Source organism: Sulfitobacter guttiformis, from assembly GCF_003610455.1.
GTDB lineage: Bacteria > Pseudomonadota > Alphaproteobacteria > Rhodobacterales > Rhodobacteraceae > Sulfitobacter > Sulfitobacter guttiformis.
On record NZ_RAQK01000002.1, the window covers coordinates 189,276 to 214,536 of the forward strand.

Sequence of the window (25,261 nt, forward strand, 5' to 3'; positions counted from 1 at the left end):
TGGGTATTGCGCAAGAGCGCCTTCGTCAAGGGTTTGCGTTGCGACCCGCGCTGATATGATTTAGGTCGCAGTGCAACGGAATTTTCTGCCAGAGGCATGCAATCATGAACGAACGTCAAAAAGGGATCACTTACGCAGAGGCGGGTGTTGATATTGATGCGGGCAACGCACTGGTCGAGCGAATCAAACCTGCGGCAAAACGGACGATGCGGCCGGGTGTGATGTCGGGCCTTGGCGGGTTCGGGGCTTTGTTCGATCTAAAGGCGGCAGGCTATGTCGATCCGGTACTGGTCGCGGCCACAGATGGTGTCGGCACCAAGCTGCGCATAGCGATTGACACAGGTAATGTTGACGGCGTCGGGATTGATCTGGTGGCAATGTGTGTAAACGATCTGGTCTGCCAAGGCGCGGAACCTTTGTTCTTTCTTGATTACTTCGCGACCGGCAAACTTGATTTGGAAACCGCTACACGGGTCATCGACGGCATTGCGCGCGGCTGTGAAATGTCGGGCTGTGCGCTGATCGGGGGCGAGACCGCCGAGATGCCCGGAATGTATCCCGAAGGGGATTTCGACCTCGCCGGTTTCAGCGTTGGCGCAATGGAGCGAGGCGCGACACTGCCTTCGGGCGTGACAGCAGGCGATGTCCTGTTGGGGATGGCCAGTGATGGCGTGCATTCCAACGGCTACAGCCTTGTGCGGGTGATCGTAGAGCATTCCGGCCTCCAGTGGGATGACCCTTGCCCATGGGATGCGGGCACGCTGGGAGAGGTTTTGCTTCAACCCACCCGCCTTTATGTAAAGCCGGCACTTGCGGCGTCCCGCGCCGGTCTGGTTCACGCCTTGGCTCATATTACCGGTGGTGGCCTGACGGAAAACCTGCCGCGGGTTCTTCCCGAGGGACTTGGTGCTAAAATCAATCTCGACACCTGGGACTTGCCTCCGGTTTTCCGTTGGCTGACAGCACATGGCGGCATGGACGAGGAAGAACTGCTCAAGACCTATAACTCAGGCATTGGTATGATAATGGTTGTGCCCGCCGATAAGGCGGAAGAGGCAATGAAAATGCTTGGTGATATGGGCGAGACAGTCTTCAACATCGGCACCGTGGTCGCGGATGAAGGTGTTTCCTACGAGGGCAACCTCGTCTGATGACGCGGGTCGCGATGTTTATCTCGGGCGGCGGCTCTAATATGGTGGCTCTCCTTGATGATATGGCACGCGGCAGCCATGCCGGAATGCCTTGTGTAGTGCTCGCCAATAACGCGACTGCCGCAGGGCTCGCAAAGGCCGCAGGGCGCGGTGTAGCGACAATCGTTGTCGATCACCGTCCCTTCGCTGGTGATCGCGTGGCCTTTGAGACTGCAATCACACAGGCGCTTGCGCCGTTCGCCCCCGACCTGATCTGCCTTGCCGGATTTATGCGCGTCCTGACTGGTGGCTTTATCAACCAGTGGACGGGGCGAATGATCAACATCCACCCCTCGCTTCTGCCTAAATACAAAGGGTTGCACACCCATGCGCGCGCCCTTGAGGCAGGTGATAGCATGCATGGCTGTACTGTGCATGAAGTGACTGCGGCGCTGGACGATGGCCCGATACTTGGTCAGGCACAGGTGCCTGTTCTACCGGATGACACAGCCGACACACTCAGCAGACGTGTGTTAGAACAAGAGCATCGCCTTTATCCTGCTGTGCTGCGCAGGTTCGTAACCGGTGACCGGACACCATTGATTTTGACCAGCTGAGATTTTGCAAAGCTTGCTGGTCAATCCCTGCGCTATTCTGTACCGCTAGGGTAGCTTCAAGGATATTTACTCAATGCGCACCATTACCACCACCCAAGAGCTGGCCGAGTATTGCGGTCAGGCAGCCAACCACCCCTACATCACCGTCGATACAGAGTTCCTGCGGGAGCGGACGTATTACTCCAAACTGTGCTTGATACAGCTGGCAATGCCGGGGACGGATGACAGTGGTGCGGTGCTTGTTGATCCGCTGGTTGAGGGGTTGTCGCTGGAGCCGCTTTACGAACTGTTTCGCAACACATCGGTGGTCAAGGTTTTTCACGCGGCCCGACAGGACCTCGAGATTTTTTATGTCGATGCGCAGGTATTCCCCGAGCCCCTGTTTGATACCCAAGTAGCAGCAATGGTTTGCGGCTTCGGCGAGCAGGTGGGCTATGAGACGCTGGTGCGAAAAATTGCACGCGAGGGCGTCGATAAAACCTCACGGTTTACCGATTGGTCGCGCCGCCCGCTGACGGATGCACAAAAAACCTATGCGCTGGCAGATGTGACGCATCTGCGGCAGGTTTATGAGTTTCTGGCAGCCAAACTCGAAGAGACGGGGCGACATAAATGGGTCGAGGAAGAGCTTGAAGTGCTCACAAATCCCGACACCTATATTACCGAGCCGCGGGACGCTTGGAAGCGGATTAAAACACGCACCAGCTCGGCACGTTTTCTGGGCATCGTGCGCGAACTTGCCGCCTTTCGGGAGGCATTCGCCCAAGAGCGCAACATCCCGCGTAACCGCGTCTATAAAGATGATGCCATGGTTGAGCTTGCCTCCAATAAACCCAAGAACCATGAAGAGTTAGGCCGCGCACGCCTGCTGTTGCGCGAGGCGCGCAAAGGCGAGATCGCTGACGGTATCCTCAAAGCGGTTGCAGCAGGGCTCGCGTGTTCCAATGACGATCTGCCCCAGCCTGACCGCAGCCGCGAAAAGCTGCAAGTAAACCCCGCACTGGCCGATTTGTTGCGGGTACTGCTCAAAGCAAAAACTGAAAGCGCCAGTGTCGCGGCAAAACTGATTGCATCGGCGGCTGATCTGGATGCAATTGCGGCAGGTGCGCGCGATGTACAGGCGATGCGCGGTTGGCGTCTTGAGGTATTCGGAAATGACGCAAAAGCCCTTTGCGAGGGTAAAATTGCTCTGACCGCCATAGGCAATGACGTGAAAGTTGTTCGGGTTTAAGCCTGCGCAACTTTTTACAACGCTACTACCGCTCAAGTGTCAGGGCAGGGCGCCTTAGCGGCGGGAAGTGCGCGCATTTTTAAGGCCTTCTACGCGGATCGTTGTCACACCAAGGAGTGTTTGTTCAGTCACTTTGCGCGCTGCGGTAACTTCGCGGCTTGGCGGTGTGCCGGTTGCCGTATTGCGGTTGGGTAGCACCCCTTCAAGGCGATACGTCAACACACCATCAACAGGCGTTTCATCTTCGATCGCAGGCGTAAGTTGAACCGAGTAAATTCCCTGTCGGGCCGCAAGGCCTGTGGCACGCACAATCGCCCCACCTGATACGCGCTCGACCGTCAGATCGGTGATCTCGTCAAAAGGCTTGCCGATATAAAGCTCTTCCTCGACGGCGCGGCGTGCGAACAGACCACCCTGCGTCGGGATCAGAGGATTTTGGGTTCCGGCATCGGAAACCGGTCCTGAGGTGGAGCGGCCGAACCAGTTCGTCGGATTGAGCGCGCTGTCGCGAACATATCCGCATGCGCCAAGCCCCAATGAGGCAACCATAACAACTGTGAGGGAAATGCGCATAGAACCTGCCGTGTAATAGTGCTGTTTTACCTTGCCTATCCCATCCTTGCGCGGTTGGGAAGGGGCGGGGCTGGACCTTCGGGCAACTAAGCCCTACCTCAAGCATAAAGGTGATAACAAGGAGCCCGTCATGGCCACAGCGCAATTTGAAGAGCTTGTCGAAGATTTTGACTTTCTGGACGACTGGGAAGACCGATACCGCCATGTGATTGATCAGGGCAAGGCGATGGAGGCGCTTCCCGAAGCGCTGCGGGTGCCTGCGCTCAAGGTCGACGGTTGCGCCAGTCAGGTCTGGCTACATGCGGAAATGAAAGGGGGCACTTTGCATTTCGACGGCGCGTCGGATGCGATGATCGTTTCGGGACTGATTGCGCTTTTGCGCACGCTTTATAACGGTTTAACGCCAGAGCAGGTGCTGGCAGTGGATGCCCGGATGGAAATGGGACGTTTGGGTCTCAACGACCACCTATCTGCACAGCGCTCGAATGGCCTTACGGCAATGATCGAGCGGGTGCGCGAGACTGCGCAAAAGTCCATTTAGAGGAGCTTCAGCGATTTCTCCAGATCACCGTAGCCGGTGAAGCGCCGCTCGAACGAGAGGCCGAGGCGTGCGGCGCAATCTGCCGCCTTTGCGGTGAGTGCGGGATCATCGGTTTGTGCCTGATAGACCAGCTTTTCATAATTGCCGAAATACATATCGCGCAGTTGCGGATGGCGGTCGAGGCCCATGGGTTTGATGATGAAGGCATCGAACTGGCGGACCAAAAAGTCGGTGAGGTAAAAGGTGGTGATCTCGTCGCCGGTGATTTTCGAGAAACGATCATTGCCTTCGAAAAAGCTGTAGCAGTGAGGACCTTCTATCATCTGGACACCCAGCTCGGCGCAGGCTGCCTGCAGATGGCCACCCGTTCCGCAATCAGCATAGGCCACAAAAATATTGTCATAATCGCTGCGATGTTTGGCAACGCTGTTACGTACGGCATCAGTGATTTTATCGGGGTAGAGGTGGTAGTTTGCGGGCAGGCAAGTCAGATCAATGTGCGCCCAGCCATTCGCTTCCTTGAGGTCGATAATCTCACGGGCTAGTGCACCACAGGCAATTACCAGCACTTTTCCCTTTGAAACGCTCAGCGGCAGGCCTTCCTGGGTAAGTTGGGTGTCGGTGAAATTCATTTGCGGACACGGTTCAGGAAAATTGTCGCGATCATGAAAACCGGCAACGCCAGGACGAAAGCATCAGGTCCGAAAACCGATACTAGCCAGGCGGTAAGCCCTCCTGCAGCAATGACAGCCAAAAGCATCAATACATATATTCCGCGCGGCATCAGCATCTCCTTATAGAGTCAAGATAGGGTGACTCCGAGTGTCTTGAAAGAGCCACCCGGTCAATGACATCGGGATATGATCGCGATTGAAGCTAAAGTGCCTGTTCTAGAATAATTTAGCGCTAAAGATCATGAGCCCAAGCGGGATTCAGGATCAGCAGTGCACCGCTATGTCATCAAAAAAACCGCGCCGGATTAGCGGCGCGGTCTGTGGATTTTGCGCTCAGTCAGCGGCGTTAGGCGTTGGCGCTGTTGTGCTTACGGCCGACCCACTCTTTTGCGGTCTCGACCGCAACAGCCGCGTCACGGCAATATGCGTCAGCACCGATGGCCCTGCCGAACTCTTCGTTAAGCGGCGCGCCACCGACCAGCACGATATAATCATCGCGTATGCCTTGCTCTACCATCGTGTCGATCACGACCTTCATGTAAGGCATTGTCGTGGTCAGAAGGGCAGACATGCCAAGAATGTCGGGGCCTTCTTTTTCCATCGCTTCAAGGTAGACTTCGACAGAATTGTTAATGCCAAGATCAACAACTTCGAAACCTGCACCTTCCATCATCATACCGACAAGGTTCTTACCGATGTCGTGAATATCGCCTTTTACCGTCCCTATGACCATTTTGCCGACACGCGGCGCACCGGTTTCAGCCAGAAGCGGCTTGAGAATAAACATACCGCCCTTCATGGCGTTTGCGGCCAGCAGCACTTCGGGAACGAACAGGATACCGTCGCGGAAATCTGCACCAACAATAGTCATGCCACCCACAAGCGCCTTTGTCAGCACATCGTAGGGCGCCCAGCCGCGAGCGATCAGGATATTGACCGCCTCTTCAATCTCTTCTTTCAGACCATCGTAAAGGTCGTCGAACATCTGTTGAACAAGTTCGTCGTCGTCGAGGTCAGCAAGGATGATTTCAGCTTCGTCAGACATGTCGTTTCCTTCTCAACGCGGGCGTCATGGCCGCGGCTTTTGCCAGTTTTGCCAGACACCTGTAAAAATACTAAAGCAATTGCGACCAGACAGGCGCAAAGCGCGACTCTGCTGGCCGGAACTGCGCTTCGGATTGTCGCCTCAGCTGCGGCGGCGACCCTTGCGGGCGGCGCGGACAGGTGCATTGCCATCGGTGCCATCACTCTCGGATGAGAATGGACCAAGGGCGGAGGTGATCTGCTCCAGCTCCGGTTTTTCACCTTTTGGCCGGCTATCTAGGGCATCGCGCATCCGCTCAAGGTGCGCTGGCATGGTTCCGCAGCAGCCGCCGATGATCTGCGCGCCGCAATTGCGCGCCATCACGGCATAGGTCGCCATCAGCTCTGGCGTGCCATCATAATGAATATGGCCCTCCACGTATTTGGGGATGCCTGCGTTGCCCTTGGCAATGATCGGGCGCTTTGGTTCTTTGGCGGAAAACCCCAGCACGGTGCGCAAAAGATCTGAAGCTCCCGTGCCACAATTGGCCCCGAAAGCGTCGGGCGCATTTTCTAGGCCCTCAACCATTTCGGCCATCGCGGCAGAGGTCATGCCCATCATCGTACGGCCCGCTGTGTCAAAACTCATTGTCCCAACCCAAGGCAAACCGGCGAGGGCAAAGCCTTCGGCGGCGGCGCGGTACTCTTCTGGCGCGGAAATCGTCTCCAGCCAGCCGATGTCGGCGCCCCCCGCCTTGAGCCCGTCCGCAGTCTCGTGAAACATCTCGACCGCACTGGCGTGCGACAGGCCGCCCACAGGTTCCATGATCTCGCCGGTTGGTCCGACCGAACCTGCAACGATTACCTTGCGACCAGCAGTATCGGCGACTTCGCGGGCCAGCTCTGCCGAGACGCGGCTCAGTTCGTGGGCGCGATTTTGCGCTTTGTGCAGCTTGAGGCGTGATGCATTGGCCCCGAAACTGTTGGTCAGAAAGACGTCCGACCCTGCATTCACCGCACCGCGGTATAGTGTCAGGATCTTGTCAGGGGCATCTGTGTTCCAGAATTCCGGAGGCTCACCAGACTCAAGGCCCATGTTGAACAGGTTTGTACCCGTTGCGCCGTCGGCCAGCAAAACGCCCTTTTCGGCCAGTAGATCAAGAAGGGGGTTGGTCATGGCAAAAGGCTCCGGTGTGAGGGACTCCCTGCAAGGCGGGAGGCTTTTGTTTCTTCCATAGGGCGCTGCATGAGGCAAGCCGCATAATCTTCACCATGGTTATGAATTGTCCGCATGTGCCGAGCCGTCGCAGCGTTCCGCACCCGCGCACGGGACGCCTGCATGCTTGCAGCACCCAGTTCTCTACACTAAGAGGGAGACAAAAGGGCAGCGGGACTCCCCCGTGCCTCTCAAAATACAGGGGACGCCCATGGCCCGCCGCAAGAAAATATACGAAGGCAAAGCAAAGATCCTCTATGAAGGCCCCGAGCCTGGTACGATCGTGCAGTACTTCAAAGACGATGCAACCGCATTCAATGCCGAGAAAAAAGCTGTGATCGACGGAAAAGGAGTGCTTAACAACCGTCTGTCCGAGTATTTCATGACTGGTCTGAACCAGATCGGCGTGCCGACGCATTTCATCAAAAGCCTGAACATGCGCGAACAACTGGTCCGTCAGGTCGAGATTATTCCGCTCGAGATTATCGTGCGCAATTACGCGGCAGGTACCATGTCAAAGCGTCTTGGCATCGATGAGGGCACACAGTTGCCGCGCCCGATTGTAGAATATTGCTACAAAGACGATTCTCTGGGTGACCCGCTCGTAAGTGAAGAACATATTGCAGCGTTCGGATGGGCCAGCCAGCAGGATATGGACGACATTCTGAGCCTCGCTTTAAGGGTGAACGACTTTATGTCGGGTGTGATGTACGGCGTTGGCATCAAGCTGGTGGATTTCAAGATTGAGGTCGGCCGTGTCTATGACGGTGAATTCCAGCGTCTGATCGTGGCAGATGAAATTTCGCCTGACAGTTGCCGGTTGTGGGATATGGAAACGGGCCAGAAGCTGGATAAGGATGTATTCCGCCGGGATCTGGGATCGCTCACCGATGCCTACACGGAAGTGGCACGGCGGTTGGGTGTAATGCCCAAGACGTCCACTCCGATTACAAAACCCACGTTGATCAACTGACGCGCGCGTCGGATTGAGCTTAATTGGAAAAATGAAGAAGAGGGTCGCGGCATGAAAGCACGTGTGCATGTGATGTTGAAAACGGGTGTATTGGATCCTCAGGGCGAGGCAGTGCGCCACGCGCTGGGGGCCATGGGATTTGACGGTGTGCAAGCTGTGCGTCAGGGTAAGGTGATCGAGCTTGATCTGGCAGAAGGCGCGACCCGCGCTGACGTAGAGCAGATGTGCGAGAAACTGCTAGCGAACACTGTTATCGAGAGCTACTCGGTGGAGTTGGCTTGATGCGCGCAGCGGTTGTTGTTTTCCCCGGGTCCAACTGTGACCGCGATCTGGCGGTTGCATTCCAGCAGGCGGGTGCTGATGTTACTATGGTCTGGCACAAGGACAGTGACCTACCTGCCAACATTGATATTGTTGGTATTCCGGGGGGGTTTTCATACGGTGATTATCTCCGCTGTGGGGCGATTGCTGCCAACTCGCCGATTTGTAAATCTGTTGCGGCTCATGCGGCCCGCGGCGGTTATGTCATGGGCGTGTGCAACGGATTTCAGGTGTTGACGGAAACCGGACTTTTGCCCGGTGCACTGCTGCGCAATGCCGGGCTCAAATATATCTGCAAGACTGTGGGTTTGAAGGTCGAGACATCTGCATCCGATTTCACAGCAGGTTATGCCGTCGGTGAAGTGATCAATATTCCTATTGCGCATCACGATGGCAATTACTTTGCCGATGCGCAAACGATTGAGACGCTCAAAGGCGAAGATCGCATTGCATTCACCTATATCAAAAACCCTAACGGCGCTCAGGCAGATATTGCCGGCATACTGTCAGAAAACCGCCGCGTACTGGGGATGATGCCCCACCCCGAGCGCGCAGCCGACGCAAACCACGGCGGCACTGACGGAGTGGCGCTCTTCCGCGCATTGGCCGGCGCGCTGACCACAGCCTGACTTGAGCGTGCGCCACCCTGTGGTAGGGTGTTTTCATGAGTGATAGCACCAGCGCAACTAATCCGTCTTGGCAACCCGCCGCGATAAGCTGGCGGGTGCGTATTGCGCTGTTTATCATGCTGATCTTTGCGATCGTCGTTATATCTGTCACCAATCGGTTACTGACCGACCGTTTTACAGAAAGCACCCGCAGCAGGGCAGAGCTGCGCATCGCTCTTTATGGCGGTAACCTGCTTGCCGAACTGCGTCAGAATGCGATTGTGCCACAGTTGCTGGGACGCGATCCAACATTGATCGCAGCACTCGAGACCGCCGATTATTCGCTTTCCACCCAGCGCCTGATTTCTTTCGTCGAAGAGATTGGCGCTGCCTCGCTCATGTTGCTGGACATGGACGGGCGCACGGTTGCCGCGACAGATCGCAACCGTTTGGGCGCCGCACACCGCGCCGAGCCTTATTTCGTCGATGCTATCCGCTCGAATGCCACAATCTTCAGTACAATCCTCCAAGAGACGGGCGGTTACCGGTTCTTCTATTCCCGGCGCATCCAGAATGGTGGCACAACAGTCGGGGTTATCGCGGTAGAGGTTGACCTCAAAAAGTTCGAGCGGGCATGGGCTGGCATATCGGACGCCGTTATCGTGACCAACAGCACCGGCGAGATCATACTCGCGACAGAGCCGCGCTGGCGGGGCAATACCGAGCTTGAGGCGTTGGCAAACCAGACGCCGCAAAGCGCGATAGAGCGCGCGATTCAGGCCACAGCCGACTGGACTGCACTGCCCCCTGATGCCTATTTGCAGGGCGAAGCTGTGATGCGCCTTGAGACACGGGTTAATTTCCGTGGATGGCGGATGATCAGCTACACCACATATGCCTCCGTGCGTGAGCGTGTGAACGGTGTGCTCGCCCTCGAAGTAATGGGTTTTGCGATTCTCCTCGCACTGACATTTTATTTTTTAAGCCGCCGCACTGCCGGCCGTGCCGCGATTTTCCAGCGTGAGTCGGCAGAGCTTCGCGCATTGAACGCCGCCCTCCAGCGCGAAATCGCCGAGCGCAAACGTATGCAGGAGACGCTGGCCGTAGCCGAGCAGACCCTTGAGCAGTCGAGCAAATTGGCCGCATTGGGCGAAATGTCGGCAGCGGTTAGCCACGAATTGAACCAGCCACTGGCGGCGATGAAGACATATCTCGCTGGTGCGCGCCTGTTGCTGCGCCGCAACCGTCCGGAGGAGGCCCTGTCTTCCTTCCAGCGGATCGACGATCTGATCGAGCGTATGGGCGCCATCACAAGGCAGCTCAAATCCTATGCCCGTAAGGGGCAGGAGGTGTTTTCACCCGTCAATATGGCCGATGCGCTGGCTTCGAGCCTCAGCATGATGGAGCCGCAGTTGCGACAGCGGCAGGTTCAGATTGCGCGGATATTGCCCGAGGAGCCTGTCTATACTCTCGGGGACCGCATGCGTATCGAACAGGTTTTGGTGAACCTCTTGCGAAATGCCCTCGACGCTACCAAGTCTGAGAGACACCCTAAGGTCGAGATCATTTTGAGCGCAGGCGAAACCGCAACCCTGACGGTGCGCGACAACGGTCCCGGGATTGAGGACTTGGATGCGCTCTTCGAGCCATTCTATACAACAAAACAACCAGGAGACGGTGTGGGCCTCGGCCTCGCTATCTCCTCGGGGATCGTCAGCGATCTGGGCGGGCGTCTGATGGCGCGCAACGGCCAGAACGGCGGGGCGGTGTTCGAGATGCAATTGCCAATCTATGACGGCACAAAACTGACAAAGGCGGCGGAGTAAAATATGGCACAGGCGATGAAAATTGCGATTGTCGATGATGAACAGGACATGCGTCAGTCCATCAGCCAGTGGCTTGCCCTGTCGGGCTATGACACAGAAACATTTGCCAGTGCTGAGGATGCTCTCAAGGTGCTGGGGCCGGAGTACCCGGGCATTGTCATTTCTGACATCAAAATGCCGGGGATGGACGGCATGCAGTTTTTGAAAAAGCTGATGGGGAGCGATTCCGCCTTGCCGGTAATCATGATCACGGGCCACGGTGATGTGCCCATGGCCGTCGAGGCCATGCGCGTTGGTGCGTTTGATTTTCTGGAAAAGCCTTTCAACCCTGACCGCATGAGCGAACTGGCCAAGAAAGCCACTGCAACGCGCCGTCTGGTGATGGACAACCGCCTTTTGCGCCGCGAGTTGTCGGATGGTGGCCAGCTTATGAAAAAGCTGATCGGCCAAAGCCCCGTGATGGAGCGTCTTCGCGAGGATATACTTGATTTGGGGCAAGCCGACGGTCACGTCCTGATCGACGGTGAAACCGGAACCGGCAAGACCCTTGTGGCCCATGCGCTGCATGCCGTTGGCAGCCGCGCCGGCAAGAAATTTGTTCTGGTCAGTGCCTCGGCCTTTGAGGAGGATGCGCTCAGTAAGCGCCTGTTCGGACCGATGCAGCCTGAGGACGCCATTTTACCAGCGATGGAAGAGGCACGCGGCGGGACGCTGGTGCTTGAGGATGTGGAGGCGCTGAGCGAGACATTGCAGGCGCGGTTGCTGTCGGTGATCAACGAGCAGGGAACACCTGCCGAAACGCGCATCGTCGCCATCTCGAACCTGCAAGAGGCGGGGCGTACTTCGGAAGATGTATTGCGGTCCGACCTGTTTTACCGTCTGGCAGCCCTGCGTATCACTGTGCCCCCTTTGCGCCAGCGCGGCGAGGATATCCTGACGCTGTTCACTCGTCTGAGTGACCAGTTCGCCGATGAATACGGCTGTGACGCGCCTCAGGTGACAGCGCAGGAAGCTGCACAGCTGTTGCAGGCCCCATGGCCAGGGAACGTGCGCCAGTTGATCAATGTGGCCGAGCGGGCGGTGCTTCAGTCCCGACGCGGATCCGGAACGATAGCCTCCCTCCTGATGAGCGAGCATGACGAAATGCAACCTGTTATGACCACAGAAGGCAAGCCGCTCAAGGAATATGTCGAGGCGTTCGAGCGAATGCTCATTGATAACACAATGCGTCGGCACAAAGGATCTATTGCGTCAGTGATGGACGAATTGTGCCTGCCGCGCAGGACGCTGAACGAGAAGATGGCGAAATACCAGCTGTCGCGCTCCGACTATCTGTAATGCGAGGTTCGGAAGTTAGAAAAAAGGGGCGCAGTGATGCGTCCCTTTTTTTCTGGTCTAAATGCTGAGGCCGGACTGACCTGATTAATCGTCGGCCGGATCGACCGGACCTGTGCCGCCTATTTTATACATTTGCAGTGCCGTGCCTTCGTCATCCGTGCGGCACATCCAGCGCTCCTGAAGTGCAGGCACATCAATGATATATTGGTTAACCTCGACAATCGGCAGCGTCGTGTTGAGCTGGGAAGACGATCCTGTCTGGGTGTTGACCGCAGAGATGCAGGTCCGGTTGGCCCTTGCGTCGCGGCGCACATCAGGATCGGTATCGAACTCTGCCGGATCGCAGGCCGCAAGCGCAAGGGTTGCCACGCAAAGGATGAGGGCAGGGCGCGTGAAATTTCGCATATTGTCTCCTAAAATGCACCAAGTGGGGCGGATGCCCAAGTATTTTCGCCTCAGATCCTACGCGCAATTACACAGAGCGGCAACAACCTGTCTGGCCTAATGCGCCAGCATAACGGGCACCAAACTTTGCTTTGCGGGCGAATTGCTTCCATTTGATGTGATTGCCCATTGTGTTTGTGCGCTGCCTGCTCTTATTTAGGGGGATGGGCCTGTCAGGTGAAAAGTCTGGCAATCACGGTCCAATGAAGAATTTCGCTGGGGCCACGGGCGCATGCCTGTACGCACCAGACCGATCGTGCCGGAAACGGCAACGCAGACGCTGCTGGATGTTGATGGCCCAAGTGCCGGAGATGACACAGTTTTTAATGGATGCGCGGCGCAACTTGCAAAAGCAGGTTGAGAGTCCCGCATCGGAGAAGAACCGCGATGACGCGCGCAAGAACTGAATACAGTAACGGGAGCGGCCCCATGGGCAGCACCGCTGTGCCGTCACAAATCGCCCTGACAAGACACTTGACGTACCGTGCAGCACCCCCCGGGAGGCCGTCACGTCCGCGCCCGTGCAAAAGAGTAAAATGCCTAAAAAGATGCTTATCGATGCCTCCCACGCGGAAGAAACCCGCGTTGTTGTGGTTGATGGAAACAAAGTCGAAGAATTCGATTTCGAATCTGAAAACAAACGCCAGCTAGCCGGCAATATCTACCTCGCAAAAGTGACGCGTGTTGAACCGTCGCTTCAAGCGGCATTCGTGGATTATGGTGGCAATCGCCACGGCTTTCTTGCGTTTTCTGAAATCCACCCGGATTATTACCAGATCCCTGTCGCAGACCGTGAGGCGCTGCTGGCAGAAGAGCGGGCCTATGCCAAAGCGCAAGCCGCCAAGGAAGAAGACGACGACGAACAGCCAAAACGCCGGTCCCGTTCGCGCACGCGCAAACCTCGGGCCGAAGATACAGTTACGGACGATGCCAAGACCTCAACCGAGATCGAGGGCATGGAGACTGTCGATCTGGACGAGGACGAGGACGAGGTACAGGTATCCGAAGGCGAGGGATCCTCGCCAATGGAGCGGGTCAAGGAAACGCCCGTTGATACACCTGATGACTCCGACGAAGGTGACACTACAGAGAACGGTGCCGATGCATCCGACAAGGATGACGAAATCGAATCTGTTGCTGAAGAAGACGACAGCGAGGACATCCGCCCCGTGCGCAAGCCTCGCGCCCGCCGGTATAAAATTCAGGAAGTCATCAAAGTCCGTCAAATCCTGCTTGTTCAGGTCGTCAAAGAAGAGCGCGGCAACAAGGGTGCTGCCCTTACTACCTATCTGTCACTGGCGGGCCGCTACTGCGTTTTGATGCCGAACACGGCGCGTGGTGGTGGCATCTCCCGCAAGATTACAAATGCTCCCGACCGAAAGAAGCTCAAAGAAATCGCGCAAGAGATCGAGGTACCACAAGGTGCTGGTCTTATTGTGCGCACTGCAGGGGCCAAGCGGACCAAGGCCGAGATCAAGCGCGATTACGAATACCTCCAGCGTATGTGGGAGCAAATCCGCGAGCTGACGTTGAAATCAATTGCCCCTTCGAAGATCTACGAGGAAGGCGACCTGATAAAACGATCGATTCGCGACCTTTATAACCGCGACATTGACGAGGTGTTTGTGGAGGGTGAGCGCGGCTACCGCATCGCAAAAGACTTCATGAAAATGATCATGCCGTCCCACGCCAAAAACGTGAAGCGCTATGACGAAGGTCTTCCGCTGTTTGCGCGCTATCAAGTCGAGGCCTACCTCGCGGGGATGTTCAACCCGACAGTTCAACTGCCCTCGGGCGGTTACATTGTGATCGACACCACAGAGGCACTTGTTGCAGTCGACGTAAACTCCGGTCGCGCCACAAAAGAAGGCAGCATCGAGCAGACAGCGTTGAAAACCAATCTTGAGGCTGCCGCCGAGGTAGCCCGTCAGTTGCGTTTGCGTGACCTTGCCGGCCTGATCGTCATCGACTTCATCGACATGGATGAGCGTCGCAATAACGCGGCAGTTGAAAAGCTGATCAAAGACAAGCTCAAGACCGATCGCGCGCGCATCCAGATCGGGCGCATCTCCGGTTTTGGTCTGATGGAAATGTCGCGCCAGCGCCTGCGCCCCGGCATGATCGAGGCAACAACCCAGCCATGCCACGCCTGTCATGGTACGGGTCTGATCCGCTCTGACGACAACCTTGCGCTATCAATCCTGCGCACCATCGAGGAGGAAGGCACACGCAGCCGCTCCCGCGAGGTTCTGATCAAGGCGCCGGTCGGCATCGCTAACTTCCTGATGAATCAGAAGCGCGAACATATCGCAGGCATCGAGGCCCGTTACGGCCTGAGCGTGCGGATAGAGGGTGAGCCCCATTTGGTCAGTCCTGATTTCTCGATGGAGAAGTTCAAGACAGCTACACGTGTTGTGAACCAGTCGGCGCATATCAACTCGGTTGATACCACACTAATGGACCAGATCGACGAGGCAGATGCTGCCGAAGCTGATGCCGCGGAAGCCGCTGCGATTGCCGCAGAAGCCGCGCAAACGTCAGAAGCAGCCGCAGCGCCTGCAGAAACCACAACCCCAGAAACACCCGAGGATGGCGAGGCAAAGCCAAAGCGTAAGCGCCGGCGTCGTCGTCGCAGCCGTGGCGGTCGTTCAGAAACGGACGAAAACGGAACCGGCGACAGCAGTTCGGATGAAAACGGCGCAGACGCAAGCAAGGCTGACGGCAACGCAGAAGCGGCTAGCGCCGACGCAGAGGGCTCTGTTGCACAAGCGGAAGAGCAATCCACCGCGCCAGATGCGGATGTAAAGCCGAAGCCACGAAGCCGTTCGCGTAGCCGCAAGCCAAAAGAGGCCCCTGCAGAAGTAGCCGTCGATGCGAAGGCAACTGAAGCGCCTGCTGCCGATCCACAGGTCAGCACAGAAGCTGCGCCAGAGGCAGAGGAGAAGCCAAAGCCCAAGCGGACACGTGCACCACGCAAGCCTAAAGCGGCCCCCGCCGCCGACGCTGAGGTGTCAGGGGAGCCGGCGGCGGACACACCCGCACCAGCGGCAGCTACCGAGGAAAAGCCAAAGCGAACCCGCGCGCCGCGCAAACCCAAGGTAGCAAAGGTCGCGCCAGAGGCGGAAGCTCCGTCGGCACAGGCAGAGGTTCAACAGCCCGAGACTGCAGTCAAAGCAACACCCGAGCCTTTGGCGGAGGTCGCACCAGAGCCGGTTGCCAAAGACGAGCCAGCAGCGGAACCAAAGGTGGCCCCAGTGCCTGAAGCTGCACCGGTGACTGAAGACGCGCCAGAGGCGGCCTCGCCTTCAAAGTCCGAAGCTGAAGTAGAAGCTGAAGTAGAAGCAGAGCCAAAGCCGCGACGCAAAGGCTGGTGGTCTTTGGGCAGCCGCTAACTATTAGCGACTAAGTCAATAATGCAAAAAGGCAGGCTGCAAAGCCTGCCTTTTCTACATTCGTGCGCAAGAATTCTAGCCGGATTTTTCAATGAGGTAGATTTGCACCCCGTCAACTTCCGTTGTTTCAATCAGCGTGTGACCTGCCTCGTTGCAAAAATGCGGCACGTCAATGACAGCTGCTGGGTCGTCGGCACGCAGGCGCAATTGCTCGCCCGCTGCAATCGTTTGCAGACGTTTGCGCGCCTTTAGAACGGGTAGGGGGCAAAGCAGCCCCGTGGCATCAAGATCATGTATCATCATGCGACATGATTTAGGTCGGATGTTACAATCTGTCCACAACCTTGTGACGCGCTGGCACGTGACGGGATCACACGCAGAGTATACCAGTGAAGCATGTTTGGAATCGATCTTATAGACGCAAGTCTGCTGCCCGCCATGACCATCGCCTTGTTGGCGGGGATCGTAAGTTTTCTGTCGCCTTGTGTGCTACCGATTGTGCCACCCTATCTGGCCTATATGAGCGGGGTGAGCTTGAACGATATGGGCTCGGAGCGCTCTGCCCGCCGCCGTGCAATTATTGCGGCGTTGTTTTTTGTGATGGGGCTCAGCACGGTGTTCCTGATCCTCGGGTTTACCGCCTCTGCCTTCGGCGCGTTTTTCCTCCAGAACCAGATTCTATTTAGCCAGATCTCGGGCGTTGTGGTGATTATCTTCGGCATTCACTTTCTGGGCATCTACCGGATCTCGTTTCTCGACCGCGAGGCGCGGCTCGAGGCGGGAGACAAGGGCGGGTCGTCCTTTGGTGCCTACGTGCTGGGCCTTGCTTTCGCGTTTGGCTGGACGCCTTGCATCGGGCCGCAACTGGGGGCGATCCTGTCACTTGCCGCATCCGAGGCGTCTGTGACGCGGGGCACGCTTTTGTTGGGGATTTATGCGCTTGGTTTGGGAATTCCTTTTCTGCTGGCAGCGATGTTCATGACACGCGCCGTGGGTGTAATGAACAAACTCAAAAAGCATATGAAAACAATCGAGCGTTGTATGGGTGTGTTGCTACTGATCGTAGGGATCGCAATGCTGACTGGGGCCTTTTCGACGTTCAGTTTTTGGCTACTCGAAAACTTTCCCGCTTTGGGCAGTCTGGGGTAAGGCAAAAGCCTTACTTTGGCCGGAAACCCGCGTTAGCATAGGGTAACCCAAAACAAGGCCCCGAGCGAGCAATGCCAGCCCCCGCGCACACTTCCGATACGCCCGTTCGCAAACGGGCTGTGTTCTATATTCCTGGCTATGATCCCATTCATCCGCGCCGCTACCGCGAGCTTTACCGAACTGAATCTGCCACTCAGGCCACAATATCGGGTTATTCCATAACGCTTAGTGCACGGCGCCGCGGCCCGCGCTATGGCTGGGATGTGGCGGCACAGATCGGTGGTGCGGATATAGAGGCCTCGGTCGAAGTGCTGGTCTGGTCGGACATCGTGCGGGGCAGCATGGACACCTCGATTCCCGCGACCTATGCACAACTGCTGCGTACTGCATGGGTCTACATAGGTAGTGGCGCGCTGTGGCGATTGATGCGCCTGCGCAAAGGGCCGGTGATTGCCGCGCTCTACCCTGTCGGAATGCTATTGGTGCAACTTGCTCTGGCTGTCGGACTGGCGGTCGCACTGTACAGTGCTTTGGCCCTTGCGGCGGATTTGTGGGTATTGCGACTGTTTTGTGGTATTCTGGCCGGACTGGTGGGATGGCAATTGCTGAAATGGTTCAAAGCCAAAGATGCAAAATTTTTTGCATACTACCTTATGCATGATTACGCATATGGCGCTGCCACACGGGGCGCCAATACCCCTGCGCTGGAGGCGCGAATAACCGAATTTGGCGATGCTATTGCGCAGGCCCTTCTCGGCGATGTCGATGAGGTACTGGTTGTCGGTCATTCATCGGGGGCGCATCTGGGCGTGTCGGTTCTGGCCGATCTGATCCGTGGCGGGCGGGTTCCGGCGCGAGGACCCGCGCTGGGGTTTCTCAGCCTCGGACAGGTGGTACCGATGGTGTCGTTTCTGGAAGGCGCGCACCGTCTGCGCGCTGATCTTGCTTATCTGAGCGCAAGCAATGCTCTGACGTGGGTGGATGTAACCGCACCGGGGGACGGCTGCGCCTTTGCCTTGTGTGATCCGGTCTCGGTGAGTGGTGTTGCGCCAACGAACAAGCGCTGGCCTTTAGTGTTCTCGGCGGCATTCACGCAATCGCTCAGCCCTGCGCGGTGGAAGGCGCTTCGCTGGCGCTTCTTCAGGCTGCATTTCCAGTATATGTGCGCTTTCGACGCGCCGCGTGATTATGACTATTTCCAGATCACCGCCGGTCCCATGACGCTGGCAGCGCGCTACGGCGATCGCCCGCCCTCGAAATCCCGCATCGAAACGCCGGTTAACAAATTCACGGATCTTGTTCCATGACGGTGCCACCCACGATCCTGCCCCCCAAACCCGTGCCGCGCCCGGACAAAGTATCTCTCTGGCGCTATGCAAAGCTGTTTCGCGCGGATCTGTTATCAGCACAGCCTGCGCGCCTTTATCGGGCGTGGATGGCTGAATTCCGCACGCCTTTTTTCCGCAGCTATCTGATCAACCAACCGGATCTGATCGCACGTGTCCTAAAGGACCGGCCCGATGACTTCCCTAAATCCACCCGCGTTAACGAAGGGCTGCGGCCTTTGTTGGGTAATTCGGTATTTGTGACCAATGGCGATACGTGGAAACGACAGCGCCGCATCATTGACCCCGCCTTTGAGGGCGGACGACTGCGCGTTACATTCCCCGCTATGTGGGAGGCGGCTGAGGCAGCCGCTGCACGTTTGGCCACAAGGACGGGGCGAGAAATCGATATCGAGCCCGAGACAAGCCACGTCGCCGCTGATGTAATATTTCGCACATTGTTCTCCCTCCCAATCGAGCACCATCTGGCACGTGAGACGTTCGAGGCCTTCCACAGCTACCAACGCAGCCAGCCGATCCTCAACCTTGCAGCGCTTGTGCCGCTGCCGCATTGGATGCCACGTCTTTTTCGCCGTGAGACGACGCGAAGTGCCGCGCGGATCCGGTCGCTGATAACCCGATTGACCAAGGAGCGGGCCCGCGAAATTGCTGCGGGTACCGCGCCTGACGACCTTGCGACAAAAATCATGACGACAGCGGATCCCCTTTCCGGCGAGACGTTTACCACCGATGAAATGGTTGATCAGGTTGCTATTTTTTTCCTCGCCGGTCATGAAACCAGTGCCTCGACGCTCGCTTGGGCGCTCTATTTGGTGGCGTTATACCCGGAGTGGCAGGAGAAACTGGCCGAAGAGGCGAAGGCCATCGACGCTTGCGATTTCGGTGTGATGGCCAAATTGCGTCTGAGCCGCGATGTGTTTCGTGAAACTCTTCGTCTCTATCCACCTGTGCCGATGATGGTCCGTGAAAATGCCTGTCCGGAAGTTATGCGCGAACGGACCGTTGACGCGGGCTCCCAACTTGTCATCAGCCCGTGGCATCTGCACCGGCATACGCGGCTTTGGGACAATCCTGACGCGTTCGATCCCGCACGTTGGCATACACCGAACGGCAAGAACTGCCAGCGCGAGGCATTCATCCCTTTCAGCGCAGGTGCGCGCGTGTGTCCCGGTGCAGGGTTTGCAATGATCGAAGGGCCGTTGATCCTCAGCAGGATTTTGCGCGATTATCACCTGACAGCAGGCCCCGTACCTGTCCCGGTGGCGCATCTTACCGTCCGGGCAAAAGACGGCATTCGCCTGACCCTGACACGGCGGACACAATAACTCCGCCAAAGCATCTGGCGCTGCCCCCAAAGACCCATTAGAACGATCAAAACGCAATTCACAGCAGATAAAGGCAGATTTCATGGCCCAAAAAGACGCACAACGCACCCGCATGGCAACCGCTTCCGGCTTTATCGCTGCACTGGACCAATCAGGTGGCTCCACGCCAAAGGCACTTGCGCAATACGGTGTCGAACCTGCGGATTATTCCGGAGATACCGCGATGTATGCCGCCGTTCACGCCATGCGCAGCCGTATAATTTTGGCCGATGATTTCACCGCTGAAAAAGTGCTGGGCGCCATCCTGTTTGAGCGGACAATGGACAGCGACATTAACGGAAAACCCACTGCGCAACTCTTGTGGGAGGATCGCGGCGTGGTACCTTTTCTTAAGATTGACAAAGGCTTGGCAGACGAAGCTGATGGCGTTCAGCTTCTAAAGCCGATGCCAGAACTCGATGCGCTGTTAGAAAAAGCTAACGAAAAAGGCATTTTTGGCACCAAAGAACGCTCGCTGATTTTGGAGGCAAATGCGAATGGTATCGCCGCCGTTGTGGCCCAACAATTCGACATCGCGCGTCAGGTCGCGGCGGCTGGGCTGGTCCCGATCGTTGAGCCGGAGGTACACATCGATAGCGCCACTAAGGCCGAAGCTGAAACCATTCTGGCCGGTGAGATTATGAACCATTTGAACGACTTGCCAGGCGATGTTGACGTGATACTTAAGCTCACAATTCCGACAAAGGCCGGTCTTTACGATGAAGCTGCTGATCATCCGCGCGTGCTGCGGGTGGTGGCGCTCTCGGGAGGATACTCTACCGATGTCGCCTGCGACCTGCTGGCTGGAAATCACAAGATGATCGCGAGCTTTAGCCGCGCACTAGCCGAAGGCTTGAGCGTGAAAATGTCGGATGAAGAATTCAACACGGCCTTGAGCGCGAATATCAGTAAGATTTACAACGCTTCTGTCGCATAAGGGCCGGATGTCAAAGGTTGAAAACTGTGTTTTTCAACCTTTGATATCTGCTTTTATAGACCTGAGCACGTAAACACGGATAGCTGAGGCAAGACCGCTATCCATGCCGCGCTCAGCATCAATCTCGGCCACTAAGGCATTGATAGGAGTTTCTTTTTGTCGAGCGATGGCGCGCAATTCAATCCAGAAATCCGTTTCGAGCGAGATAGAAGTGCGGTGCCCGTGCAAGGTGACCGAATGCTTGACGGGCCGCGCTGTCATGTTTCGCGCTTGTGCGCTTCCAGATTGCGGGAAATCTGCTCGGCACGCGCTTTCAGCGCATCTTTTTGCGCTCTCGACTGGCCAAATTTCACTGTGTTCTGATCCGCTTGCGATTTACGAGCAGAGCGATCACGGTCTTTTCGCGCCTTGTTCAGGCTAAGGGGGCTACTCATTTTGGTCCGATCATATTCTCTGGCCGCACAACGCGGTCGAATGTCTCTTCGTCGACAAATCCCAGAGCAATCGCTTCTTGCTTGAGGGTTGTGCCGTTTTTATGGGCTGTCTTCGCAACTTTTGTAGCGTTATCATAACCGATTTCGGGCGCCAGCGCTGTCACCAGCATCAGGGACTCGCGCATCAGTTTCTCGATACGGACTGGATCAGCCTTCAGGTCAGCGACCAGATTGTCGGTAAATGCCGATGCGGCATCGCCCAAAAGCTGCATGGATTGCAGGACGTTATAAGCCATCATTGGCTTATAGACGTTCAACTCGAAGTGGCCCTGCGAGCCGGCAAAACCGACAGCTGCGTCATTGCCGAAAACATGCGCGCAGACTTGGGTCAGCGCTTCACACTGAGTCGGGTTGACCTTGCCCGGCATGATTGACGATCCAGGCTCATTCTCTGGTAGGATTAATTCTCCCAGCCCGCAGCGTGGACCCGAGCCGAGCAGGCGGATGTCATTCGCAATTTTAAAGAGCGATGCGGCGACCGTCTTCAGATGACCGGAAATTTCTACCATCGCATCATGTGCGGCCAGCGCCTCGAACTTGTTCGGTGCGGTGATGAAGGGCAGGCCGGAGATGCGCGCCATATTGGCGGCAACCGTGGTGTCCCAGCCAACTTTTGTATTGAGACCAGTGCCGACAGCTGTGCCGCCTTGGGCCAACTCGTAAATCCGGCCAAGGCCGTCCTCAACGCGGCGGATCGCCATTGCCACTTGATGCGTATAGCCGGAGAATTCCTGCGACAACGTCAGCGGAGTTGCATCTTGCGTGTGGGTGCGGCCAATCTTGATTATGCCCTCGAATTCCTCAACCTTGCTTTGCAAAGCCGCATGCAGCTTGCGTAGACCCGGCAGCAGCACATCATGCGCTGTGCGTGCGGTCGCAATATGCATCGCGGTTGGGAAGGTATCGTTGGATGACTGGCCCATATTGCAGTGGTCATTGGGGTGTACTGGATCTTTTGATCCAATTACGCCGCCCAAAATTTCAATAGCGCGGTTTGCAATAACTTCGTTCGCGTTCATGTTGGACTGCGTGCCCGAGCCGGTTTGCCAGACCACCAAAGGGAAGTTATCGTCAAACTTGCCAGCGACCACTTCGGCTGCGGCCTCGACAATTGCATCGCCCAGTTTTTTATCCAGTGATCCCTGCGCCATGTTAGCCTCGGCGCAGGCCTGCTTGATTACGCCAAGGGCGCGCACGATAGCAATTGGCTGCTTTTCCCAGCCAATGGGAAAGTTGATGATCGAGCGCTGGGTCTGTGCGCCCCAGTATTTATCGGCAGGCACTTCCAATGGGCCAAAGCTGTCGGTCTCGGTACGGGTATCGGCCATGCGCGGCGCTCCTCTGGGTATTATGATATCGTTGCGCGATCTCTAGCGGCTGACGTGGCGCTACGCCAGTTCAAGACTTGCGAAAACTGTCGAGAGAAACGACTTCAGCAGCTTTCGGGGCGGCTTCCTCGACTTCGAGTTCGGATTCGTGTGTCTGGGTGAGTGAGTTTTTGTCCGCTTTGGGCTTTGCTTTAGCGTCCTCGTCTTTTTGCTCGAACCGCAAGCCAAATTCGACGGACGGATCAACAAAGGTGCGGATCGCATCATAGGGCACGTAAAGCGGTTCTGGCGCATCGCCAAAATTCAGCGTGATCGAGAAGCCGTCATCGGTCACTTCCAGCCCTTCATACCAGTGCTGCATAACAACCGTCATCTCATCAGGGTAGCGGTCTGACAGCCAGTCGGCCAGTTCTGCATCGGGGTGGGAGGTATCAAACGTTATGAAAAAATGATGCGCGCCGGGCAATCCATTCGCTGCAACATCCTGTAGGACATTGCGGATCAGGCTGCGCATGGCGTCATGCATGAGGTTGCCATAGTCGATGGTGCGGCTCATGTCATATCCCTCAGGTGTTGCTGTTGAACACTATCATAGGCGATTCCGGTCGGGATAAAAGGGGCGACCTTAGAACAGTCCAAACCCGAGCGCGGTAAATGCCATCACAGCCATCGTGCGGACAAAACCAACGCCAAATCCCAGCATCATCAAAGCGGCAAGAGCGGTAAGCACAGCGGCGAGGGGATCGAAGCTGTGCCAGACAGGAACGGGTAGGGCCAGAAGCGCCGCACGACCCACATCGGCGAACAGAACATGCAGCGCAAACCAGAGTGTCAGGTTGGCGATAACGCCGACTACCGCTGCTGTAATCGCCTGCAATCCCGCAGACAGCCGCGGCTGTGCGCTGAGCCGTTCAAGATAAGGACCAGCAAGAAATATCCATAAAAAACAGGGGGTAAAGGTCACCCAAAGCGTCAAGAGCCCTGCTGCAATTGCCCCCGGCAGACCCGATTGCGCGAAACCTGCCAGCAAGGCCACAAATTCTGTCACCAGAATGAGCGGTCCAGGTGTCGTTTCGGCTAAGCCCAGCGCGTCAATCATCTGTTCTGTTGTGATCCAGCCCAGATCGCTGACCACCCTTTGGGTCATGTACCCCAACACCGCATAGGCACCGCCAAAAGTAACGATCGCAAGCTTTGAGAAAAACAGGCCCAGCTGAAGCAGGAACGTATTCCCCAAGGCCCAGACAATGATCAGCGGCGCAGCCCAGAGGGTGGACCAGAGCGCAATCACCCGTACTGGATGGGCGTTGACTGGTGAGGGTGATTTCGCCGGAGTAGGGACGGGCACCGCACGCCACATCCCCCACAGGCCTGCCGCAATAATGATCAACGGGAAGGGCAGACCAAAAACAAACAATCCAAGTAGCGAGAATGTGGCGAGGAGCCACCCTTGCGCACCGAATAACGCTTTTTTCGCCACCTTTTTCAGCGCTTGGAAAACCACAACAATGACTGCTGCCTTGATCCCAAGAAAAGCGGCCTGCACCAGTGGCAGTTGCCCGTATTGCGCATAAAAAAGCGCCAGTATCGCGATTACCGCAGCACCGGGCACCACGAATAACAGCCCCGCCAGCAAACCACCCGCAGTCCCGCGCATGCGCCAGCCTGCATAAGTAGCCAGTTGCATGGCTTCCGGACCGGGCAGCAGCATGCAAAGGCTGAGTGCCCTCAAATATGCCTGTTCTGACAGCCAACTGCGGGTTTCAACCAGCTCGCGGTGCATGAGAGCGATCTGCGCGGCTGGTCCGCCAAACGACAACAGACCAATGCGGCCGAAAACGCGCGTCATTTCGCGCCAGTCAGGCGCATTCATGTTTTAAGTGCCGCAGGCCAGTCGTGGCCTTCGTCCTGCCCATCGCGCGCCCAGCGATATAGAGCATCATAAAGCGCAAGCCCCGCCACGAGTTGCTCGTCGTCGGAGCGGTATTGCCGAGACAGTCCTACTGACAGCGCGAGCAGGCCCGCAGCTTCAGGGGAAAGATCGTGGCGGTTTGTATCGGCGGCACGGATAACTGTGGCAACATGTTCAAGCGCGGGCGTCTTTAATCCGAATTCCGTCAACATCGTATCAAAGGTGCATCGATCCTCGCGGTGTGACCAAAAAACATCCTCCACATCAAAGGGTGTCGCGCCATACCGCGCCGCGACACCTTGCACTTCCGCAGGCGAGACGAACAAAAAACGCGCCTGTGCATCGACAAAGCGGCGGATCAGCCACGGACAAGCGATGCGGTCGATTTTCGGGCGGTGCCGCGTCACCCAAAGGGTGTTTCCGCCGAGTTTATCTGGCACGATGCCCGCAGGTATACGCGGCGCGCCCGCATGATCGCGCCAGCCATAGTTCCCGCCCTGAAGGTATTCGGCTGTCAGCCCCTCGCTGCGCAGCAATGCGGCCATGCCTTGCGATAGCTTGATGCCCTTCTGGCAGACAATAACACTCGGGCGCCCGGCGATGCGCTCTCTCAGTCCGTGTGGATCGGTGTGTGAGTGCCGGAACGAACCGGGGATTAGAAACGGGTCAGCCTCAAAGTCGGGATCGACGGAAATATCCGCGATTACGGGCGCATCGGGCAAGCCGATCAGGCGGAGTAGTTGAGGTACAGTAATTTCATTGGGGGCAGCCATGGCATGCATCCTTCCTTCGTTGGAAAAATGCGAACATCTGGCTAGCGCCTC

The 25,261-nt window shown here is 56.8% G+C and carries 27 protein-coding genes; 14 read left to right on the plus strand and 13 right to left on the minus strand.

Annotation, left to right across the window (positions count from 1 at the left end):
• Positions 1 to 104: 104 nt before the first annotated feature.
• From purM to rnd, 3 genes are all read left to right on the plus strand, one after another.
• Positions 105 to 1,151, plus strand: a complete 1,047-nt coding sequence (gene purM / locus C8N30_RS13575) for a phosphoribosylformylglycinamidine cyclo-ligase (RefSeq protein WP_025062252.1) — start codon at positions 105 to 107, stop codon at positions 1,149 to 1,151.
• Positions 1,151 to 1,747: a phosphoribosylglycinamide formyltransferase gene (gene purN / locus C8N30_RS13580; RefSeq protein ID WP_025062251.1), complete on the plus strand. Its 597-nt coding sequence runs from the start codon at positions 1,151 to 1,153 to the stop codon at positions 1,745 to 1,747. Before purM ends, purN begins: the two co-directional genes overlap by 1 nt.
• A gap of 73 nt (positions 1,748 to 1,820) precedes the next feature.
• Positions 1,821 to 2,978 carry a ribonuclease D gene (rnd, locus tag C8N30_RS13585; protein WP_025062250.1) on the plus strand — a complete coding sequence of 386 codons (1,158 nt, stop codon included), beginning with the start codon at positions 1,821 to 1,823 and terminating at the stop codon, positions 2,976 to 2,978.
• A gap of 54 nt (positions 2,979 to 3,032) precedes the next feature.
• On the opposite strand, the gene C8N30_RS13590 is transcribed toward rnd, so the two are convergent.
• A complete protein-coding gene (locus C8N30_RS13590; RefSeq protein WP_025062249.1) occupies positions 3,033 to 3,551 on the minus strand; it encodes a hypothetical protein in 519 nt (172 codons plus the stop codon).
• 130 nt (positions 3,552 to 3,681) lie between these two features.
• On the opposite strand from C8N30_RS13590, the gene C8N30_RS13595 reads away from it, so the two are divergent.
• The gene (locus tag C8N30_RS13595; RefSeq protein WP_025062248.1) at positions 3,682 to 4,092 is read left to right on the plus strand and encodes a SufE family protein; all 411 of its coding nucleotides are present in this window, start codon (positions 3,682 to 3,684) and stop codon (positions 4,090 to 4,092) included.
• Here C8N30_RS13595 and C8N30_RS13600 read toward each other — a convergent pair.
• From C8N30_RS13600 to bmt, 4 genes are all read right to left on the minus strand, one after another.
• Complete coding sequence (locus C8N30_RS13600) at positions 4,089 to 4,724, minus strand: DUF1638 domain-containing protein (protein WP_025062247.1); 636 nt, start codon at positions 4,722 to 4,724, stop codon at positions 4,089 to 4,091. The two genes, C8N30_RS13595 and C8N30_RS13600, sit on opposite strands and share 4 nt — an antisense overlap.
• On the minus strand, positions 4,721 to 4,876 hold the full coding sequence (locus C8N30_RS19395) for a hypothetical protein (RefSeq protein WP_156949561.1): 156 nt from the start codon (positions 4,874 to 4,876) through the stop codon (positions 4,721 to 4,723). Before C8N30_RS19395 ends, C8N30_RS13600 begins: the two co-directional genes overlap by 4 nt.
• Positions 4,877 to 5,112: 236 nt before the next feature.
• Positions 5,113 to 5,811, minus strand: coding sequence for a corrinoid protein (locus tag C8N30_RS13605; RefSeq protein ID WP_025062246.1), 699 nt, complete (start codon positions 5,809 to 5,811; stop codon positions 5,113 to 5,115).
• A gap of 141 nt (positions 5,812 to 5,952) precedes the next feature.
• The gene (gene bmt / locus C8N30_RS13610) at positions 5,953 to 6,966 is read right to left on the minus strand and encodes a betaine--homocysteine S-methyltransferase (RefSeq protein ID WP_025062245.1); all 1,014 of its coding nucleotides are present in this window, start codon (positions 6,964 to 6,966) and stop codon (positions 5,953 to 5,955) included.
• A 250-nt stretch (positions 6,967 to 7,216) separates the two neighbouring features.
• Between bmt and purC the strand changes: the two genes are divergently transcribed.
• The 5 genes from purC to C8N30_RS13635 are packed head-to-tail and all read left to right on the plus strand — an operon-like array spanning position 7,217 to position 12,071.
• Positions 7,217 to 7,978: a phosphoribosylaminoimidazolesuccinocarboxamide synthase gene (gene purC, locus C8N30_RS13615; RefSeq protein WP_025062244.1), complete on the plus strand. Its 762-nt coding sequence runs from the start codon at positions 7,217 to 7,219 to the stop codon at positions 7,976 to 7,978.
• A gap of 51 nt (positions 7,979 to 8,029) precedes the next feature.
• A complete protein-coding gene (purS, locus tag C8N30_RS13620) occupies positions 8,030 to 8,260 on the plus strand; it encodes a phosphoribosylformylglycinamidine synthase subunit PurS (protein WP_025062243.1) in 231 nt (76 codons plus the stop codon).
• Entirely contained in the window at positions 8,260 to 8,928 is a 669-nt protein-coding gene (gene purQ / locus C8N30_RS13625) for a phosphoribosylformylglycinamidine synthase subunit PurQ (protein ID WP_025062242.1), read from the plus strand. The genes purS and purQ overlap by 1 nt, the downstream gene beginning before the upstream one ends.
• A gap of 35 nt (positions 8,929 to 8,963) precedes the next feature.
• Complete coding sequence (locus tag C8N30_RS13630) at positions 8,964 to 10,733, plus strand: sensor histidine kinase (RefSeq protein ID WP_025062241.1); 1,770 nt, start codon at positions 8,964 to 8,966, stop codon at positions 10,731 to 10,733.
• A 3-nt stretch (positions 10,734 to 10,736) separates the two neighbouring features.
• Complete coding sequence (locus tag C8N30_RS13635; RefSeq protein ID WP_025062240.1) at positions 10,737 to 12,071, plus strand: sigma-54-dependent transcriptional regulator; 1,335 nt, start codon at positions 10,737 to 10,739, stop codon at positions 12,069 to 12,071.
• Positions 12,072 to 12,155: 84 nt separating this feature from the next.
• Here C8N30_RS13635 and C8N30_RS13640 read toward each other — a convergent pair whose 3' ends face one another.
• Positions 12,156 to 12,476, minus strand: a complete 321-nt coding sequence (locus C8N30_RS13640; RefSeq protein ID WP_025062239.1) for a hypothetical protein — start codon at positions 12,474 to 12,476, stop codon at positions 12,156 to 12,158.
• A gap of 575 nt (positions 12,477 to 13,051) precedes the next feature.
• On the opposite strand from C8N30_RS13640, the gene C8N30_RS13645 reads away from it, so the two are divergent.
• Complete coding sequence (locus C8N30_RS13645; protein ID WP_037967887.1) at positions 13,052 to 15,907, plus strand: Rne/Rng family ribonuclease; 2,856 nt, start codon at positions 13,052 to 13,054, stop codon at positions 15,905 to 15,907.
• Between the two features lie 75 nt (positions 15,908 to 15,982).
• On the opposite strand, the gene C8N30_RS13650 is transcribed toward C8N30_RS13645, so the two are convergent.
• On the minus strand, positions 15,983 to 16,210 hold the full coding sequence (locus C8N30_RS13650; RefSeq protein WP_120222884.1) for a sulfurtransferase TusA family protein: 228 nt from the start codon (positions 16,208 to 16,210) through the stop codon (positions 15,983 to 15,985).
• Between the two features lie 93 nt (positions 16,211 to 16,303).
• Between C8N30_RS13650 and C8N30_RS13655 the strand changes: the two genes are divergently transcribed.
• The 4 genes from C8N30_RS13655 to C8N30_RS13670 all read left to right on the plus strand — a co-directional run bounded on the left by C8N30_RS13655 (position 16,304) and on the right by C8N30_RS13670 (position 20,703).
• Entirely contained in the window at positions 16,304 to 17,056 is a 753-nt protein-coding gene (locus C8N30_RS13655) for a cytochrome c biogenesis CcdA family protein (RefSeq protein WP_025062236.1), read from the plus strand.
• Between the two features lie 71 nt (positions 17,057 to 17,127).
• On the plus strand, positions 17,128 to 18,363 hold the full coding sequence (locus C8N30_RS13660) for a hypothetical protein (protein WP_025062235.1): 1,236 nt from the start codon (positions 17,128 to 17,130) through the stop codon (positions 18,361 to 18,363).
• Entirely contained in the window at positions 18,360 to 19,727 is a 1,368-nt protein-coding gene (locus C8N30_RS13665; protein ID WP_037967886.1) for a cytochrome P450, read from the plus strand. Before C8N30_RS13660 ends, C8N30_RS13665 begins: the two co-directional genes overlap by 4 nt.
• 82 nt (positions 19,728 to 19,809) lie before the next feature.
• Entirely contained in the window at positions 19,810 to 20,703 is an 894-nt protein-coding gene (locus C8N30_RS13670) for a fructose bisphosphate aldolase (protein ID WP_025062233.1), read from the plus strand.
• Positions 20,704 to 20,736: 33 nt separating this feature from the next.
• On the opposite strand, the gene C8N30_RS13675 is transcribed toward C8N30_RS13670, so the two are convergent.
• From C8N30_RS13675 to C8N30_RS13700, 6 genes are all read right to left on the minus strand, one after another.
• Positions 20,737 to 20,964, minus strand: a complete 228-nt coding sequence (locus tag C8N30_RS13675; RefSeq protein ID WP_025062232.1) for a ribbon-helix-helix domain-containing protein — start codon at positions 20,962 to 20,964, stop codon at positions 20,737 to 20,739.
• Positions 20,961 to 21,137, minus strand: a complete 177-nt coding sequence (locus tag C8N30_RS13680; protein WP_025062231.1) for a DUF4169 family protein — start codon at positions 21,135 to 21,137, stop codon at positions 20,961 to 20,963. Before C8N30_RS13680 ends, C8N30_RS13675 begins: the two co-directional genes overlap by 4 nt.
• Positions 21,134 to 22,525, minus strand: coding sequence for a class II fumarate hydratase (gene fumC / locus C8N30_RS13685; RefSeq protein WP_025062230.1), 1,392 nt, complete (start codon positions 22,523 to 22,525; stop codon positions 21,134 to 21,136). The genes C8N30_RS13680 and fumC overlap by 4 nt, the downstream gene beginning before the upstream one ends.
• Positions 22,526 to 22,595: 70 nt before the next feature.
• The gene (locus tag C8N30_RS13690) at positions 22,596 to 23,081 is read right to left on the minus strand and encodes an SspB family protein (RefSeq protein WP_025062229.1); all 486 of its coding nucleotides are present in this window, start codon (positions 23,079 to 23,081) and stop codon (positions 22,596 to 22,598) included.
• 69 nt (positions 23,082 to 23,150) lie between these two features.
• Positions 23,151 to 24,398, minus strand: a complete 1,248-nt coding sequence (gene chrA, locus C8N30_RS13695; protein WP_025062228.1) for a chromate efflux transporter — start codon at positions 24,396 to 24,398, stop codon at positions 23,151 to 23,153.
• Positions 24,395 to 25,210 carry a chromate resistance protein ChrB domain-containing protein gene (locus C8N30_RS13700; protein WP_025062227.1) on the minus strand — a complete coding sequence of 272 codons (816 nt, stop codon included), beginning with the start codon at positions 25,208 to 25,210 and terminating at the stop codon, positions 24,395 to 24,397. Before C8N30_RS13700 ends, chrA begins: the two co-directional genes overlap by 4 nt.
• Positions 25,211 to 25,261 lie beyond the last annotated feature (51 nt).